At 72.4% G+C, this 14,510-nt stretch carries 15 protein-coding genes; 11 read left to right on the plus strand and 4 right to left on the minus strand.

Features of this window, described 5'->3' with window-relative positions:
* Positions 1-281 precede the first annotated feature (281 nt).
* The 4 genes from HNP84_RS13355 to HNP84_RS13370 all read left to right on the plus strand — a co-directional run bounded on the left by HNP84_RS13355 (position 282) and on the right by HNP84_RS13370 (position 3,534).
* On the plus strand, positions 282-1,298 hold the full coding sequence (locus HNP84_RS13355; RefSeq protein WP_185049981.1) for a metal ABC transporter substrate-binding protein: 1,017 nt from the start codon (positions 282-284) through the stop codon (positions 1,296-1,298).
* Between the two features lie 89 nt (positions 1,299-1,387).
* Entirely contained in the window at positions 1,388-2,164 is a 777-nt protein-coding gene (locus HNP84_RS13360; protein WP_221336259.1) for a metal ABC transporter ATP-binding protein, read from the plus strand.
* Positions 2,165-2,255: 91 nt separating this feature from the next.
* Positions 2,256-3,089: a metal ABC transporter permease gene (locus HNP84_RS13365; RefSeq protein ID WP_185050270.1), complete on the plus strand. Its 834-nt coding sequence runs from the start codon at positions 2,256-2,258 to the stop codon at positions 3,087-3,089.
* A 55-nt stretch (positions 3,090-3,144) separates the two neighbouring features.
* Positions 3,145-3,534, plus strand: a complete 390-nt coding sequence (locus HNP84_RS13370) for a Fur family transcriptional regulator (RefSeq protein WP_185049983.1) — start codon at positions 3,145-3,147, stop codon at positions 3,532-3,534.
* On the opposite strand, the gene HNP84_RS13375 is transcribed toward HNP84_RS13370, so the two are convergent.
* Positions 3,474-4,412: a DMT family transporter gene (locus tag HNP84_RS13375; RefSeq protein ID WP_185049984.1), complete on the minus strand. Its 939-nt coding sequence runs from the start codon at positions 4,410-4,412 to the stop codon at positions 3,474-3,476. The genes HNP84_RS13370 and HNP84_RS13375 overlap by 61 nt on opposite strands.
* Before the next feature lie 128 nt (positions 4,413-4,540).
* Here HNP84_RS13375 and HNP84_RS13380 point away from each other — a divergent pair, with 128 nt between their 5' ends.
* Positions 4,541-5,089: a CGNR zinc finger domain-containing protein gene (locus HNP84_RS13380; protein ID WP_185049985.1), complete on the plus strand. Its 549-nt coding sequence runs from the start codon at positions 4,541-4,543 to the stop codon at positions 5,087-5,089.
* Between the two features lie 421 nt (positions 5,090-5,510).
* Positions 5,511-5,951, plus strand: coding sequence for a hypothetical protein (locus HNP84_RS13385; RefSeq protein WP_185049986.1), 441 nt, complete (start codon positions 5,511-5,513; stop codon positions 5,949-5,951).
* A 10-nt stretch (positions 5,952-5,961) separates the two neighbouring features.
* Here HNP84_RS13385 and HNP84_RS13390 read toward each other — a convergent pair whose 3' ends face one another.
* Positions 5,962-6,756, minus strand: a complete 795-nt coding sequence (locus HNP84_RS13390) for an isoprenyl transferase (protein ID WP_185049987.1) — start codon at positions 6,754-6,756, stop codon at positions 5,962-5,964.
* A 22-nt stretch (positions 6,757-6,778) separates the two neighbouring features.
* A complete protein-coding gene (gene recO / locus HNP84_RS13395; RefSeq protein ID WP_185049988.1) occupies positions 6,779-7,507 on the minus strand; it encodes a DNA repair protein RecO in 729 nt (242 codons plus the stop codon).
* A gap of 184 nt (positions 7,508-7,691) precedes the next feature.
* On the opposite strand from recO, the gene HNP84_RS54930 reads away from it, so the two are divergent.
* The 5 genes from HNP84_RS54930 (at position 7,692) to rocD (ending at position 12,762) form a co-directional block, all read left to right on the plus strand.
* Positions 7,692-9,257, plus strand: coding sequence for a CDP-alcohol phosphatidyltransferase family protein (locus HNP84_RS54930; RefSeq protein ID WP_185049989.1), 1,566 nt, complete (start codon positions 7,692-7,694; stop codon positions 9,255-9,257).
* Positions 9,254-9,979 (plus strand): DUF5941 domain-containing protein, encoded by a 726-nt coding sequence (locus tag HNP84_RS54935; protein WP_185049990.1) that lies wholly within the window; start codon positions 9,254-9,256, stop codon positions 9,977-9,979. The genes HNP84_RS54930 and HNP84_RS54935 overlap by 4 nt, the downstream gene beginning before the upstream one ends.
* 162 nt (positions 9,980-10,141) lie before the next feature.
* Positions 10,142-10,600 (plus strand): Lrp/AsnC family transcriptional regulator, encoded by a 459-nt coding sequence (locus tag HNP84_RS13410; protein WP_185049991.1) that lies wholly within the window; start codon positions 10,142-10,144, stop codon positions 10,598-10,600.
* A gap of 159 nt (positions 10,601-10,759) precedes the next feature.
* Positions 10,760-11,554: a dimethylargininase gene (ddaH, locus tag HNP84_RS13415; protein ID WP_185049992.1), complete on the plus strand. Its 795-nt coding sequence runs from the start codon at positions 10,760-10,762 to the stop codon at positions 11,552-11,554.
* Positions 11,551-12,762: an ornithine--oxo-acid transaminase gene (rocD, locus tag HNP84_RS13420; RefSeq protein WP_185049993.1), complete on the plus strand. Its 1,212-nt coding sequence runs from the start codon at positions 11,551-11,553 to the stop codon at positions 12,760-12,762. Before ddaH ends, rocD begins: the two co-directional genes overlap by 4 nt.
* Here the strand turns inward: rocD and HNP84_RS13425 are convergent.
* Positions 12,731-14,359, minus strand: a complete 1,629-nt coding sequence (locus HNP84_RS13425; protein ID WP_185049994.1) for an alkaline phosphatase D family protein — start codon at positions 14,357-14,359, stop codon at positions 12,731-12,733. The genes rocD and HNP84_RS13425 overlap by 32 nt on opposite strands.
* Positions 14,360-14,510 lie beyond the last annotated feature (151 nt).

The following is a 14,510-nucleotide window of genomic DNA, read 5'->3' on the forward strand; positions in this document are numbered from 1 at the left end:
GAGCGAACGCTCCGGGGCAAGGCCGCGGCCATCGCCGCATCGGGAGGAGCACCGGCCCAGGCGCCGCCTCTCGCCGGTCCCTGGCAGGACGGGGGGCCGAGGTGCCGCCCGCGAGCGGAGACATGGGGCCGCGGCAGGTCTGGGCAGAACGGGGTGTTTCGCCCGCACCTTGGGGGGTGTCCGGGATGTCCTTTGGAGGGGGCTGCGGGGATGATCGTGCAGGTCGGAGGGGAAGAGTGGCTTTGACAACGGTTTTCATTTTGCGCATACTGAGACCTGTGATGCCTGATTCGTCCCGTCTGCGTGTACGTGCGGGCGGCCTCCTCGCCGGGGTCGCGCTGCTCGGTTCTGCCGTTGCCTGTGGTGCCTCCGGGGCCGAGGGGTCGGCCTCTTCTGAAGGCAAGCCGCAGGTGCTCGCCGCGTTCTATCCGCTTCAGTGGGTGACCGAGCGGGTTGGGGGTGGCGATGTGACGGTGGCGACGCTGACCAAGCCGGGCGTCGAGCCGCACGACCTGGAGCTGTCGCCGCGGCAGGTCGCCGAGGTGGAGTCGGCGGCGCTGACCGTGTACATCAAGGGGGTGCAGCCCGCGGTGGACCAGGCGGTCCAGCAGAACGCGGCCGACCGGGGGTTCGACGCGGCGTCCGTCGTGCAGACCATTCCGGCCACGGGCGTGGACGAGCACGGCCATGGTGAGGAAGAGCACGGCCACGGTGAGGAGGCCGGCGGGGAGCACGCCGATGAGGCCGGGCACGAGGCGGAGGGCGAGGGGCACGAGGAGGCCGTGTCGTACGACCCGCACATCTGGCTCGACCCGAGCAGGCTGGCGACCGTGGCCACCAAGCTGGGCGAGCGGCTGGCCGCCGCCGACCCCGCGCACGCGCAGGGGTACAGGCAGCGGGCCGCCGCCACCGCCACCGAGCTGGGCACGCTGGACGCGGAGCTGAAGAAGGGGCTGTCGTCCTGCTCCGGCCACGCGATCGTGACCAGCCACACGGCCTTCGGCTACCTGGCCAACCGCTACGGCCTTGAGCAGGTGGGCATCAGCGGCATCGACCCCGACTCCGAGCCGTCGCCGGCCCGCCTGGCAGAGGTGGCGAAGGTGGCCAAGCAGGAGAAAGTGACTACGATTTTCACCGAGGCCCTTGTCAGCCCCAAGGTAGCCGAGGTCCTCGCCCAGGAGGTGGGCGCCAAGACGGCCGTTCTCGACCCGATCGAGAGCAAGCCGGCTTCGGGCGACTACTTGTCGGCCATGCGCCAGAACCTCACCGAACTTCGCACCGCGTTGGGATGCAGTTGAGCTTTATCTCCCGAGTAGTCTCCGGCCAGGCGGACACCGCGCCGCCGGCCGGTGTCGCCGCCGCCTCCCTCGCGCCCGCCGTGTTCGCCATGACCGGCGGGCAGGTGACGTTGGAGGGCCGTCAGGTCCTGCGCGGTGTGGACGTCACCATCCGCCCCGGCGAGGTCGTCGCGGTGCTGGGCCCGAACGGCTCGGGCAAGTCCACCCTGGTACGCACGCTGCTCGGCCTGGTCCCGCTGTCCGGCGGGCGCACCGAGCTGTACGGCACGCCGCCCGCCCGCTTCCGGGAGTGGTGGCGCATCGGCTACGTGCCGCAGCGCCTGTCGGTGGGCGGCGGCGTGCCCTCCACGGTGCGTGAGGTGGTCGCCTCCGGGCGGATCGCCAGGCAGCGCCGTCTGCGCCCGAGCACGGCCGCCGACCGCGACGCGGTGAACCGGGCGCTCGAAGCGGTGGGCCTGACCGACCGCGCCGGCGACTCGGTGCACTCGCTGTCCGGAGGCCAGCAGCAGCGGGTGCTCATCGCCCGCGCGCTGGCCGGCGAGCCCGACACGTTCGTCATGGACGAGCCCACGGCCGGGGTGGACGCCGGCAGCCAGCGGCTGCTCGCCGACACGCTCACCACGCTCGTCGCCGAGGGGCGTACGGTCGTGCTGGTCGCGCACGAGCTGGGCCCGCTGGAGGCCCTGGTGCGCCGGGCCGTGGTGATCAGGGACGGGCTGGTGGCGCACGACGGCCCGCCGCCCGCCGCCGTGGGCGCGCACGCGCTGCCGGGCCACGACCACGTGCACCCGCACGGGTTCACCCCGGAGTGCGGGCCGCTGTCGTGGGAGTCCGGCCCGGCCGGGCAGCCGGGAGCGGCGTCGTGACCGGCCGTCCCGCCGGGCGCGGCCCGGCGTGCCCTTCCGTCTCCGCCCCGCGGCGGGACCGACCCCCTCGACCCGTCTGGACGTGACCCCCGTGTTCGACCTCCTCCAATCCTCGATCATGCAGCGGGCGCTGATCGCCGCGCTGCTGGTCGGGCTGTGCGCGCCCGCCGTGGGCACCTTCATCGTGCAGCGGCGGCTGGCCCTGCTCGGCGACGGCATCGGGCACGTCGCGCTCACCGGGGTGGCGCTGGGCTTCCTGACCGGCACGGCCCCGGTGCTGACCGCGGTGGTGGTGGCGGTGCTCGGCGCGGTGGCGATCGAGCTGGTGCGCGAGCGCGGCAGGACCGGGGGCGACGTGGCGCTCGCCCTGCTGTTCTACGGCGGCATCGCGGGCGGCGTGCTGCTGATCGGACTGTCCGAGACCGGCAGCAACGCCACGCTGATGTCGTACCTGTTCGGCTCGATCAGCAGCGTCACGCAGGAGGATCTGTGGGTGATCGGCGCGCTGACCGTCGCCGTGCTGGGGATCGTGGTGGTCTTCGGCCGTGAGCTGTTCGTGCTGTGCCAGGACGAGGAGGTCGCCAAGGCCAGCGGGCTGCCGGTGCGGTTCCTGAGCCTGCTGATCGCGGTGACCGCCGCGCTGACCGTCGTGGTCGCGATGCGCGTGGTCGGCCTGCTGCTGGTGAGCGCGCTGATGGTGGTGCCGGTGGCGGCCGGGCAGCAGCTCACCCGGGGCTTCCGGGCGACGCTGCTGATCGCGATGGTGTTCGGGGTCGTGGCGACGGTCGGCGGGCTGACCTACACCGCGTACGTGGACGTGGCGCCGGGCGCCGCGATCGTGCTGCTGGCCCTGGCCGGGTTCGCCGTCTCGCTGGGGGTCGGTACGCTCGTACGCCGAAGCCGAACCCGGGAGTCGAGCCCATGAGCACTGGAGCGAACCCGACGCAGCGAGCGCGGCGAGCGAGGAGGGGGAGCTACCGATGAGCAGCCGCAGAGACGCCGTTCACGACATCCTCCGCCGCAGCACCGGTTTCCGCAGCGCGCAGGACATCTACGCCGAGATGCGCGCCGAGGGCGCCAAGATCGGCCTGACCACGGTCTACCGCGCGTTGCAGGCGCTGGCCGACAACGGGCAGGTCGACGTGCTGCGCACCGACGACGGTGAGGCGGTCTACCGGGCGTGCGCGAGCGGGGATCACCACCACCATCTGGTGTGCCGGCGGTGCGGGCGCACGGTCGAGGTGGCCGGGCCCGCGGTGGAGCGCTGGGCCGAGACCGTGGGCAGGGAGCACGGCTTCAGCGACATCACTCACACGGTCGAGGTCTTCGGCACCTGCTCGTCCTGCGCGTCGGCGCTGCGGGCGGGCTGATCGCGGCGCGAGCCGTACAGCACTCCCAGGGCGATCACGGCGCAGCCGGCGAGCTGGAGCGGCGAGGGGCGCTCGCCGAGCACGGCGGCCGAGACGGCTAGCGAGCCGATCGGCTGGATGAGCAGCAGCAGCGCGGTCAGCGCCGCGGGCTGGCGCGGCAGCGCGTACGTGATCAGCATCCAGCCGCCGACCTGAGGCCCCAGGGCCAGCGCCAGCAGCCAGGCGTGCGCGGGCCAGGAGGGCGTGAAGTCGGCGCCGCCCGACAGCGGGCTCACCGCGGCGATCAGCAGGGCGGCGACGAGGGTGGCGTGCGCGAGCGGGCCCGCCACGCGGCGCCTGCCGCCCGACCCGGCACGCATGATCAGCATGAAGGCGGCGTACGTGAGCGAGGTGGCCACGCCGTAGGCCACGCCGAGGCCCGGATTCTCGCCGTACGCCCGGCTGTCGAACAGGCCGGAGATCAGTACGACCCCGGCGAACACGACCGGCGTGCCGATCATCAGGGCCCGCGAGGGCCGCTCGGCGAACAGGGCCCAGGCGGCGAAGGCGACCACGAACACCTGGAGGTTGCCCAGCACCGTGGCCGGCCCCGCGCCGACGTAGCCTATGGAGTGGTGCCAGAACACCAGGTCCAGGCCGAAGAAGATCCCCGCGGCCCAGGCCAGGAGGCGCTCCCGGGTCGCCATGGGGCCCAGCCGGCGCCGTTCCAGCCAGGCCAGGACGACGAGCGGCGGCACGGCGTACAGGCAGCGGTAGAACGCCGACGTGGCCGGCGCCACGCCGGAGAGCCGCACCAGCGTGGCCGAGGTGGCGATGATCAGCGCGCCCGTGACGGCGATGAGGACGACGCCACGATCCCGTGCCGGTTCTCGCGTCACCCGGGAGCCCTTCCGCCGTCTTGTGTGGGGGCCCCTCAGGAGACCTCACTTCGCGGTGTGGTCCCCTGAGGGGCCTAGGGGTTATACGCTTCACGACACGCTAGAACCCGGGCGAGACAGGAGTCAACATGCCATTCAGTCATGACATGGCGTACTCACTCGCCACCGTCGTGGAGCTCATCAACACCTCTCCCGCGACCGGTGGCGGCGAAGGACTTGCCGGCCTGGACCAGCTCGGCGAGTTCCTGCGCCAACGCCAGGTGAGCGGCGTCTCCGCGCTCGCCGAGAGCGACCTGGACCAGGTCCGGGCGCTGCGCGAGGCGTTCCACCGGGTCTTCACCGCACCCGACCTGGCCACCGCCGTGATCCGGCTCAACACGCTGCTGAGCGAGACCCGTATGACGCCGCGCCTGGTCGATCACGACGGCCATCCGTTGCACGTGCACTATTTCGCGCCGGGCGCCTCGGTGGCCGAGCACCTCGCCGCCGACTGCGGCATCGCCCTGGCCCACCTGATCGTCGAGGGCGAGTGGGAGCGGCTGCGCACCTGCTCGGCGCCCGACTGCGCCCGGGTCTTCGTTGACGAGTCGCGCAACCGCTCGCGGGTCTACTGCGACAGCCGCACCTGCGGCAACCGCATGCACGTGGCCGCCTACCGCGCCCGCCGCCGCGCCTGACGCCCCGGCCGCGAAGGGACGCCGCCCCTGACGCCCGTCCGCGCCTCAGAGGTCACGCCTGACGCCCCGTCCCGCCCGGACGCCACATCTGACGCCCCGGCCGGGCCCCAGAAGTCACGTCCAACGCCCTGTCCCCGCCCCGACGCCACGTCCAACGCCCTGTGCCCGCCCCGACGCCACGCCTGACGCCCTGTGCCCGCCCGCCGCGACGCCCCGGACAGCCCGGCCTCGCCCGGACGCCGTACACGCCCTCTGGAGGCCGCTCCGCCCACCCGCCCGGTCCCCGCGGCCACAGATACCCTGTTCGTTACTCTACGCAACCATTTCCTTGCCTGCAGTATCGATCTCCTGCCTTGTGATCTGGGCCACACCGCGCGGAGACTCGGAGGGGTAGGAGTCGTCACGGCGGGGGGTGGTCCTCGTGCAGGAAGGGTTCAGCGCCCGCGAGACCTGGCCGTTCGAGTGCCTGCACTGTCTTCACGTCTGGCAGGAGGAGTACCTCGTCAGGAGGCAGTCCGACGGGCACGGCAACGAAACGGTCGTCTGGCTGCGTTCGGAGGTTCCGGTGCAGCCCCCGTGGGCGGAGGCCGTCTGTCCGGAATGCGGTGACATCAGGGTGAAGTCGTTCCCGGCGGGCTACCTCGCCCACCACGCAGAGCTGCTGCCCGCGCCGCGGAAGCCGGGTGACGCGGCCCGGCCCCTGGACGCCGTGCCCGCCGGGAGGGCGGCGGGCGACGGGATCGGCGGGCCGCAGGGGCGGCGGGTGGTCACGCGGTTCCGCCTGCTGGCCGCGGTCGCGACCGCGGTCATCCTGGTGCTGGGCCTGGAGTTCTTCGAGATCGCCGTCGCCGCCTCACGCTGAGCCGCCGGCCTCAGCGCCTCTCCTCGCGCGGGAGCTGCTCGTTGGGCACCGCGCCGCCGTAACGGCGGTCGCGCTTGGCGAAGATCTCGCACGCCTCCCACAGGTCGCGCCGGTCGAAGTCGGGCCACAGCCGGTCCAGGAACACCATCTCGGCGTACGCCGACTGCCACAGCAGGAAGTTGGAGAAGCGCTGCTCGCCCGAGGAGCGCACGAACAGGTCGACGTCGGGGATCTCGGGCTCGTCCAGGTAGCGGTGGAAGGCGCGCTCGTTCACCTTGTCCGGCCTGACCCGGCCCGCGGCGATGTCGGCGGCCAGCTTGACCGCGGCGTCCACGATCTCGGCGCGCCCGCCGTAGTTGACGCAGAACTGCAGGGTGAGCACGTCGTTGCCGCGGGTCATCTCCTCGGCGTCGCGCAGCTCCTTGATCACGCTCTTCCACAGCCGGCCCGGCCGCCCGGCCCACCGCACCCGTACGCCCATCGCGTTCAGCTCGTCGCGGCGGCGGCGGATCACGTCGCGGTTGAAGCCCATCAGGAAGCGCACCTCATCGGGCGAGCGCTTCCAGTTCTCGGTGGAGAAGGCGTAGGCCGACAGGTAGGGGATGCCCAGCTCGATCGCGCCCTCGATCACGTCGAACAGCGACGCCTCGCCCGCCTTGTGCCCCTCGGTGCGCGGCAGGTGGCGCAGCTTGGCCCAGCGGCCGTTGCCGTCCATCACGATCGCGACGTGCCGGGGCACCAGGTCGCGCGGGATGGGCGGCGGGGTCACCCCGGACGGGTGGGGGGACGGGGGACGGACGTTCACCGGTGAACTCCTTAGACGGGTGTCATACGCGCTCGACGTGCCGGAGAGAGCGTATGCCGTGTTCGAGGTGCCATTGCAGGTATGCGGCGACCAGGCCGCTGCACTCGGCCCGGTGGCGCGACTCGGAGGCGTCGGCGGCGGGCCAGTCGCCGCGCAGCAGTGCGATCATGAGCGCGATGGTCTCGGGGGCGGGCACGGCGGCGCCGGCCGGGCGGCAGGCGGCGCAGACCACGCCCCCGGCGACGATGGCGAACGCGCGTACGGAGGTCGCCGAGCAGCGGGCGCAGGACTCCAGCGCGGGCGCCCACCCGGCCACGGCCAGCGAGCGCAGGAAGTAGGCGTCGAGCACCAGCCTGGCCTCGTGCTCGCCCTCCACGAGGGTGCGCAGCCCGCCGACCAGCAGCAGGAACTGGCGCAGCGCGGGCTCCTTCTCGCCCAGGGTGAGCCGGTCGGCGGTCTCCAGCATGGCGCTGCCCGCGGTGTACTTCGGGTAGTCGGCCGCCAGCGCCTCGCCGTAGGGGCGCAGGGTCTCGGCCTGGGTGATGACGTCGAGCGTGCGGCCGGTGTGCAACTGGAGATCGACGTGGGTGAACGGCTCCAGCCTGGCCCCGAACTTGGACGTGGTGCGGCGCACGCCCTTGGCCACGCCGCGGACCTTGCCGGTGCGCTTGGTGAGGATCGTGATGATCCGGTCGGCCTCGCCCAGCTTCTGCGTGCGGAGCACGACACCCTCATCACGGTAAAGACTCACACTCACCAGTCTAGGGAGCATCGCCGCCGGCTTCGCCGTAACCGTGCGTGACGGTACGTCGCGGATGAATCACGGGTAAACCTCAAGTGGATTTACTTGACCATGAGGTCACTAGACTTTGGCGTCTGGCGGACCTCCTCCGCGCCATTGGTTCACTGCCACCGCACGTGCCCGAAAGGCTGTCATGACCCGCGTGGTCCTGCTGGGATCCTCCCCCGGCCTCACTCCCCCCTCCGGCCGGCCGCTGCTCGCGGCGCTGCCGGGTTCTCCCACGGTCACCGGTCGCCTGTACGGCCAGCTCGCATCGCTGGACCCGAGGCCCACGACCATCGCCCGCGCCGCCGACGCCGACGAGTACCGCGGATATCCGGGCACGCTCGTCGAGACCGCCGATCTCGCCGGCGACCTGCGCGCCCTGGCCGACGCGATCGAGGACACGACGGAGAACCTGTTCATCCTCCCGGCCAACTCGCTGATCCACGACGAGCTGATCTACCAGATCACCAAGTCCAAGCGCGGCGCCCTCGCCCTGGTCGCCAAGGAGCCCAAACCCACCGACGAGAACGGCGAGCGCGTCGTCGAGGAGGACTACGTCCCGATCGGCGAGGCGCTGCCCGAGATCGGCGACCACGTGCACGAGGACCTCATGGTCCGCGCCCGCGTCGGCAAGTCGCGCGTGGTCTCGGTCGGCTCGGCGTTCCACGCGGTCACCCGGCCCAACGCCGTGCTGCTCGGCCCGCTCCACCTGCACGCCAAGCACGCGCCGACCCTGGCCGAGGCGGCGCGCGAGCTGGCCGGCATGGCCCACCTGCTCGGCCCCGAGGACGACCTGGTCCAGCTCCTGGTGCTGTGCCTGGTGCGCCGGGGCGTCTCGGTCGGCATCCGGGGCCGCCGCGACCTGTTCTACGCCCGCATCACCTCCCAGGAGCGCGCCGACGAGGCGCTGGAGGTGATGGCCGGGATCAACGAGGACCGCGCCCGGCTGAACCACGCGGTCAAGGGCGCCGACGGCTTCTTCACCACGTTCTTCGTCAGCACCTACTCCCGGTTCATCGCGCGCTGGGCGGCCCGCCGCGGGCTGACCCCGAACCAGGTGACGCTGATCTCGATCTTCCTGGGCGTGGCGTCGGCGGCCTGCTTCGCCACCGGCACCCGCGCCGGGGCGGTCGCGGGCGCGGTGCTGATCTACTTCGCGTTCGTCTTCGACTGCGTGGACGGCCAGCTCGCCAGGTACGCCCGCAAGTTCGGCGTGCTGGGCGCCTGGCTCGACGCCACCTTCGACCGGTTCAAGGAGTACGTCGTCTTCGCCGGCCTGGCGATCGGCGCGGCGGTGGCCGGCCAGGGCGACGTGTGGACGCTGGCGCTGATCGCGCTGGCCGTGCAGTCGGTGCGCCACCTGCTCGACTTCTCCTTCGGCGCCGCGAACCGCCGCAAGCCACCCTCGCCGCTGCCGACGCTGGACCTGACGGTCAGCGCCGACACCGAGCTGCGCTCGGCGCTGGAGCAGCGCCGGGTGGCCCGGCGCACCGGCGTACGGGCGCTGCTGAAGATGTGGAGCAAGGCCGGCAGGTTCCGGCCCGTCCACTGGGCGCGCAAGATGATCGTCTTCCCGATCGGCGAGCGGTTCGCCGCCATCGCGATCACCGCCGCGTTCTTCGAGCCGCGCATCACCTTCCTCACGCTCGTGATCTGGGGCTCCATCGCCTTCGCCTACACCCTGACCGGACGTCTCATGAGGTCGCTCGCATGATCACTCATCCCCAGACCACCCCGGTGCCGCTGCCCGACCCCGACGAGGAGCGGCGCAGGGTGCAGACCGCGCGCCTGCTCGCGTACCGCGACGACGGCCCGCTGGCCACCTGGCTGCGCGAGCGGATGGGGCCGGGGCTGCCCGCGGTGCCCGCCGCCCTGGCCGCCCTGCTCGCGGTCGCCGCGCTCGGCGTGAGCGGCGTGCTCGAACCGGGCCCGATCCTGCTCGTCCCGGCGCTGGTCATGGTGGCGCTCGTGGTGCCGACCTCGGCCCGCGACCACCTCGGCCGCTTCGACTGGCTGGTGCCCCCGCTGATCCGCGGCACCGAGTTCCTGGCCGTGCTGCTCATCGGCATCACCGCGGACGTGCCCAAGTGGCTGCTGTTCGTGCTGCTCTACGTCGTGGGCTACCACACCTACGACACCGTGTACCGCACCCGGCAGCGCATCTGGCCGCCCACGTGGGTGTTCCTGGCCGGCCTCGGCTGGGAGCTGCGCCTGCTGCTGATCGGCGCGGGCGCCGCGTTCGGCTGGGGCACCTGGGTGGTGGCCGCGCTCACGCTGTACCTGGGCGTGCTGTTCGCCGTCGAGAGCGTGACGAGCTGGGTCAGGCTGGACAAGGAGTCCGCGGTCGCCGACTCCGGCGACGACCTGGAGGCATCCCCGGAGGAGGTCCAGGAGCAGGCCACCGGCGAGGTGGAGGGCGAGGCCGAGCGCGTCTGACCGTCCTCGGCCCGGTCCTCGGCCGGGCCCCGCGTCGGTCCTCGGCAGGTCCTCGGCAGGTCCTCGATCGGCTCTCGATCGGCTCTCGGCCGGTCCTCGATTCGGCTCATGGCAGGGGGTCGCGTTTCGCACGCGGCCCCCTTTTCGGCTAATACAGGCAAGGTGGAGTTGGATCGGCTGGATCGCGCCATCATCGGGGCGCTCATCGAGGACGCGCGTGCCACCTACGCCGAGATCGGGCACCGGGTCGGCCTGTCGGCCTCGGCGGTCAAGCGGCGGGTGGACCGGCTGCGCGACACGGGCGCGATCACCGGGTTCTCCGCGCGGGTCCAGCCGCGCGCGCTGGGCTGGACCACCGAGGCGTACGTGGAACTGTTCTGCCGCGGCAAGACCTCCCCGGCCGAGATCGGCCTGGCCGTCTCCCGGCACCCCGAGGTGATCTCCGCGGCCACCGTCACCGGCGAGGCCGACGCGCTGCTGCACATCATGGCCACCGACATGCGGCACGTGGAGCAGGTGATCGAGCGCATCGCCGCCGAGCCGTTCGTGGTCAGGACCAAGAGCGCGGTCGTCCTGACGCGGCTCATCGACGGCACCCCCATCTCGGCCCCCACGCCCTGAGCAACGGATCGGCGCCAAAGGGCCGAAGAACGCAACGGATCGGCGTGGGCGCGCAATGGGGAGAGCTGGCCGAAGACCGCGCGCGTTCCTAGGCTGATTGGCGTTTCCCCTCGTCAGCCGGGCTGTCCCGGTCATCGAGCCGTGCGCAAGGAGTGATACATGCGGTCCAGGCACTACCTGATGTGTCGGCCCGACTACTTCTCGATCGACTACGCCATCAACCCCTGGATGGACCCGGCGGCCGGGGCCGACCGGGAGCTGGCGATCCGGCAGTGGGAGGCCCTGAAGTCCGCCTACGAGGAGCTCGGGCACACCGTCAGCCTCATCGACCCGGTCGAGGGGCTGCCCGACATGGTGTTCGCCGCCAACGGCGCCCTGGTCATCGACGGCCGGGTCTACGGCGCCCGCTTCACTCATCCCGAGCGGGCCGCCGAGGCGGAGGCGTACCTGTCCTGGTTCGCCGCCCGCGGCATGCCGGCGAAGGAGGCCGCCTTCACCAACGAGGGCGAGGGCGACTTCCTGGTCCTGGACGACATGGTGCTGGCGGGCACCGGGTTCCGCACCGAGATCGGCGCGCACAAGGAGGCGCAGGAGTACTTCGGCCGCCCGGTCGTCACGCTCCAGCTCGTCGATCCGCGCTACTACCACCTCGACACCGCGCTGTTCCCGCTCGACGGGCGCAACGTGGCCTACTTCCCCGGGGCGTTCTCGCCCGGCAGCCTGGAGGTGCTGCGCCGGCTGTTCCCGGACGCCGTCGTCGCCTCGGCCGCCGACGCGGCCGTGCTCGGGCTGAACGCGGTCAGCGACGGCCGTACGATCGTGGTCAACGCCGAGGCCGCCGACCTGCAGCTCGACCTCAAGCGCCGCGGGTACGAGGTGGTCCCGGTGGACATGTCCGAGCTGCGCAAGGCCGGCGGCGGCCCCAAGTGCTGCACCCTGGAGATCCGCTCATGAACACGTCGTCCGAACTCATCGAGGTGAGCGAGCGGCGCAGCGCGCACAACTACCACCCGCTGCCCGTGGTGATCCGCTCCGCCGAGGGCGCCTGGGTCACCGACGTGGAGGGCCGGCGCTACCTCGACTGCCTGGCGGGCTACTCCTCGCTCAACTTCGGCCACGGCAACCCGCGGATCATCGCCGCGGCGCGCGAGCAGCTCGACCGGCTCACGCTGACCAGCCGGGCGTTCTTCCACGACCAGTTCGCGGCGTTCTGCTCGGGTCTGGGGGATCTCACCGGCAAGGACATGATCCTGCCGATGAACACCGGCGCCGAGGCCGTGGAGACCGCGATCAAGGTGGCCCGCAAGTGGGGCTACGAGGTCAAGGGCGTGCCCGAAGGACAGGCCACCATCATCGTGGCCGAGGGCAACTTCCACGGCCGCACCACCACGATCGTGAGCTTCTCCACCGACCCCGACGCCCGCGGCGGCTTCGGCCCCTACACGCCCGGCTTCCGGGTGGTGAAGTACGGCTCGGCCGACGCGATCCGCGAGGCGATCGACGAGACCACGGTGGCGGTGCTGATCGAGCCGATCCAGGGCGAGGCGGGCGTGCTGGTGCCGCCCGACGGCTACCTGCGCGAGGTGCGCGAGATCTGCACCGAGCGGCGGGTGCTGTTCGTCGCCGACGAGATCCAGTCGGGCCTGGGCCGCACCGGCCGTACGTTCGCCTGCGACCACGAGGGCGTGGTGCCCGACATGTACGTCATGGGCAAGGCGCTCGGCGGCGGGGTCGTACCGGTGTCGGCCGTGGCCGCCGACGAGGACGTGCTGGGCGTGATCAAGCCCGGCCAGCACGGATCGACCTTCGGCGGCAACCCGCTGGCGTGCGCGGTCGGCATCGCGGTGCTCGACCTGCTGAGCACCGGTGAGTACCAGGCGCGGGCCGCGCGGCTGGGCAAGCTGCTGCACGACCGGCTGCGCGGCCTGGTGGGCGAGGGCGTGGTCGAGGTGCGCGGCCGAGGCCTGTGGGCCGGCATCGACATCGACCCGGCGCTCGGCACCGGCCGGGCGTTCTGCGAGGCGTTGCTGCGGCGGGGCGTCCTGGCCAAGGACACCCACGGCTCGACCGTGCGCCTCGCGCCGCCGATCGTGGTCTCGGAGGACGACCTGATGTGGGGGCTGGACCGCTTCACCGAGACCCTTCGCGAGCTGCGCGGCTGACACGGAGCGGTCTGCGGCGGCCGGGCTCCAGGCGGACGCTCGCCCGGGGCTCGGCCGTGGAGCGGTGCCAGGTCACCTCGGCCACCTCGCCCAGGCTGAGCGTGGCGATGGAGTTGTCGAACCACGGTCCCTTGACGATGCGCCAGCCGAACGGGCGGCGCGGCAGACCCGCGAGCCCGGCCAGCCAGCCGCCGAGCAGCGCGGCCAGGCCGAAGGAGGCCACGACGTTGGCCAGGCGCAGCAGCCTGCTCAACGGGTTGCGGATCGGGGAGCACACCACCTGGTGGATCGGCAGCCCGCGGGCCTTGGCGACGTAGGAGTAGTGCACGTCGCCCGACAGCAGCACGACCTCGCCGGGGAAGCGGGCCAGCATCAGGCACAGGTCCTCGAAGGAGCGGCGGAAGGCGGCCCAGTGTTCCAGGTCGATGGCCTGGCGCAGGGTCTCCGACCAGCGTGCGACCCGGCGGCCCCAGGCCCCGTCGCACAGCGCCTCGTTCCACGTCTCGACGTGGTGGATGCCGCTGGGCAGCAGCACCGGGATCGAGGAGCCGATCACCAGCCGGGCCGCCGGCCCGTGCGCCGCCCCCTCCACCTGCTCGCGGAGCCAGGCCCACTCCGCCGGGTCGAGCATCCGCCGGTCGCCGGGGGTGACCTGGCGGGCGCACCGGGTGTCGAGCATGATCAGCCGGGTGCCGCCGCCGAGGTCGCGGGCGTAGCTCCAGCGGCTGGCGCCCGGCTGCTCGTCGGCCCGCGCGGCGTACGCGTCGAGCAGGTCCGCGCCGTCCACGCCCTGGCCGGTGCGCTCGCGCAGCGCGGTCAGCAGCGGGTCGGCGGCGCGCTCGGCCGGGGACAGGTTGCCGAGGTGCTGGTAGACCCAGTACGACCCGAGCCCCGCCACCAGCCGCCGGTGCCACCACGGCACCCGGGCCATCTGCTCCCGCCAGGCCGCCGAGGTGTTCCAGTCGTCCCGCAGGTCGTGGTCGTCGAAGATCATCGCACTGGGCAGGGTGGACAGCAGCCAGCGGATCTCCGGCTCGGTCCACGCCTGCCGGTACAGCTCGGCGTACTCCTCGAAGTCGGCGATCTCGTACGCCGGCTCCTCGCCGTTCCTGCGCTCGCCGATGAACTCCAGCATCTCGCGCGAGGGCTCGTCGGCGTAGACCTGGTCGCCGAGCAGGAGCAGCAGATCGGGCCAGTCCTCCTGCGGCATGTCGCGCAGGCGGCGGCCGTACTCGCGCAGGGCGTCGGCGCCGTGGGTGAGCAGGTGCGCGGTGTCGTGCGGCACGCTGGTGCGGCAGGAGCCGAACAGCAGCACCGGGCGCCTGTCGGCCGGGGGCAGCCGGATCAGGCTCGGCGGGGCGTCCTGCGGGGGCCACACGCGCACGCCGTCGAGCTCCACCTCGTACGGCGTGCCGCCCGGCACCCCCTCGACGTCCACGATCGCGTAGTGGTGCCCGTGCACGGTGAACGTGCGCTCCTGCGCACGCGCCCCGCCCGCCACCACCGCGACCGTGCACGGCTCGGCGGTCTCCACCCACACGCTCGCGCATTCCGAATCGGCATACCGCAGCATCGGACCGACCACAAGCTCCGCCACGGGAGCACCTCCAAAACCTGACACACCGGCACGTTGCCCGCCCGAACCGTGCCATGGTGGCACGTTCCCAAACGCCGGATCACCGGCTTTGATCGAGAACAATGGACGGGGGGACGGGGCAACGGGGCCGCGTCCCGCCGCCAGCACCCGA

The organism is Thermocatellispora tengchongensis, from assembly GCF_014202315.1.
GTDB classification, from domain to species: Bacteria; Actinomycetota; Actinomycetes; order Streptosporangiales; family Streptosporangiaceae; genus Thermocatellispora; species Thermocatellispora tengchongensis.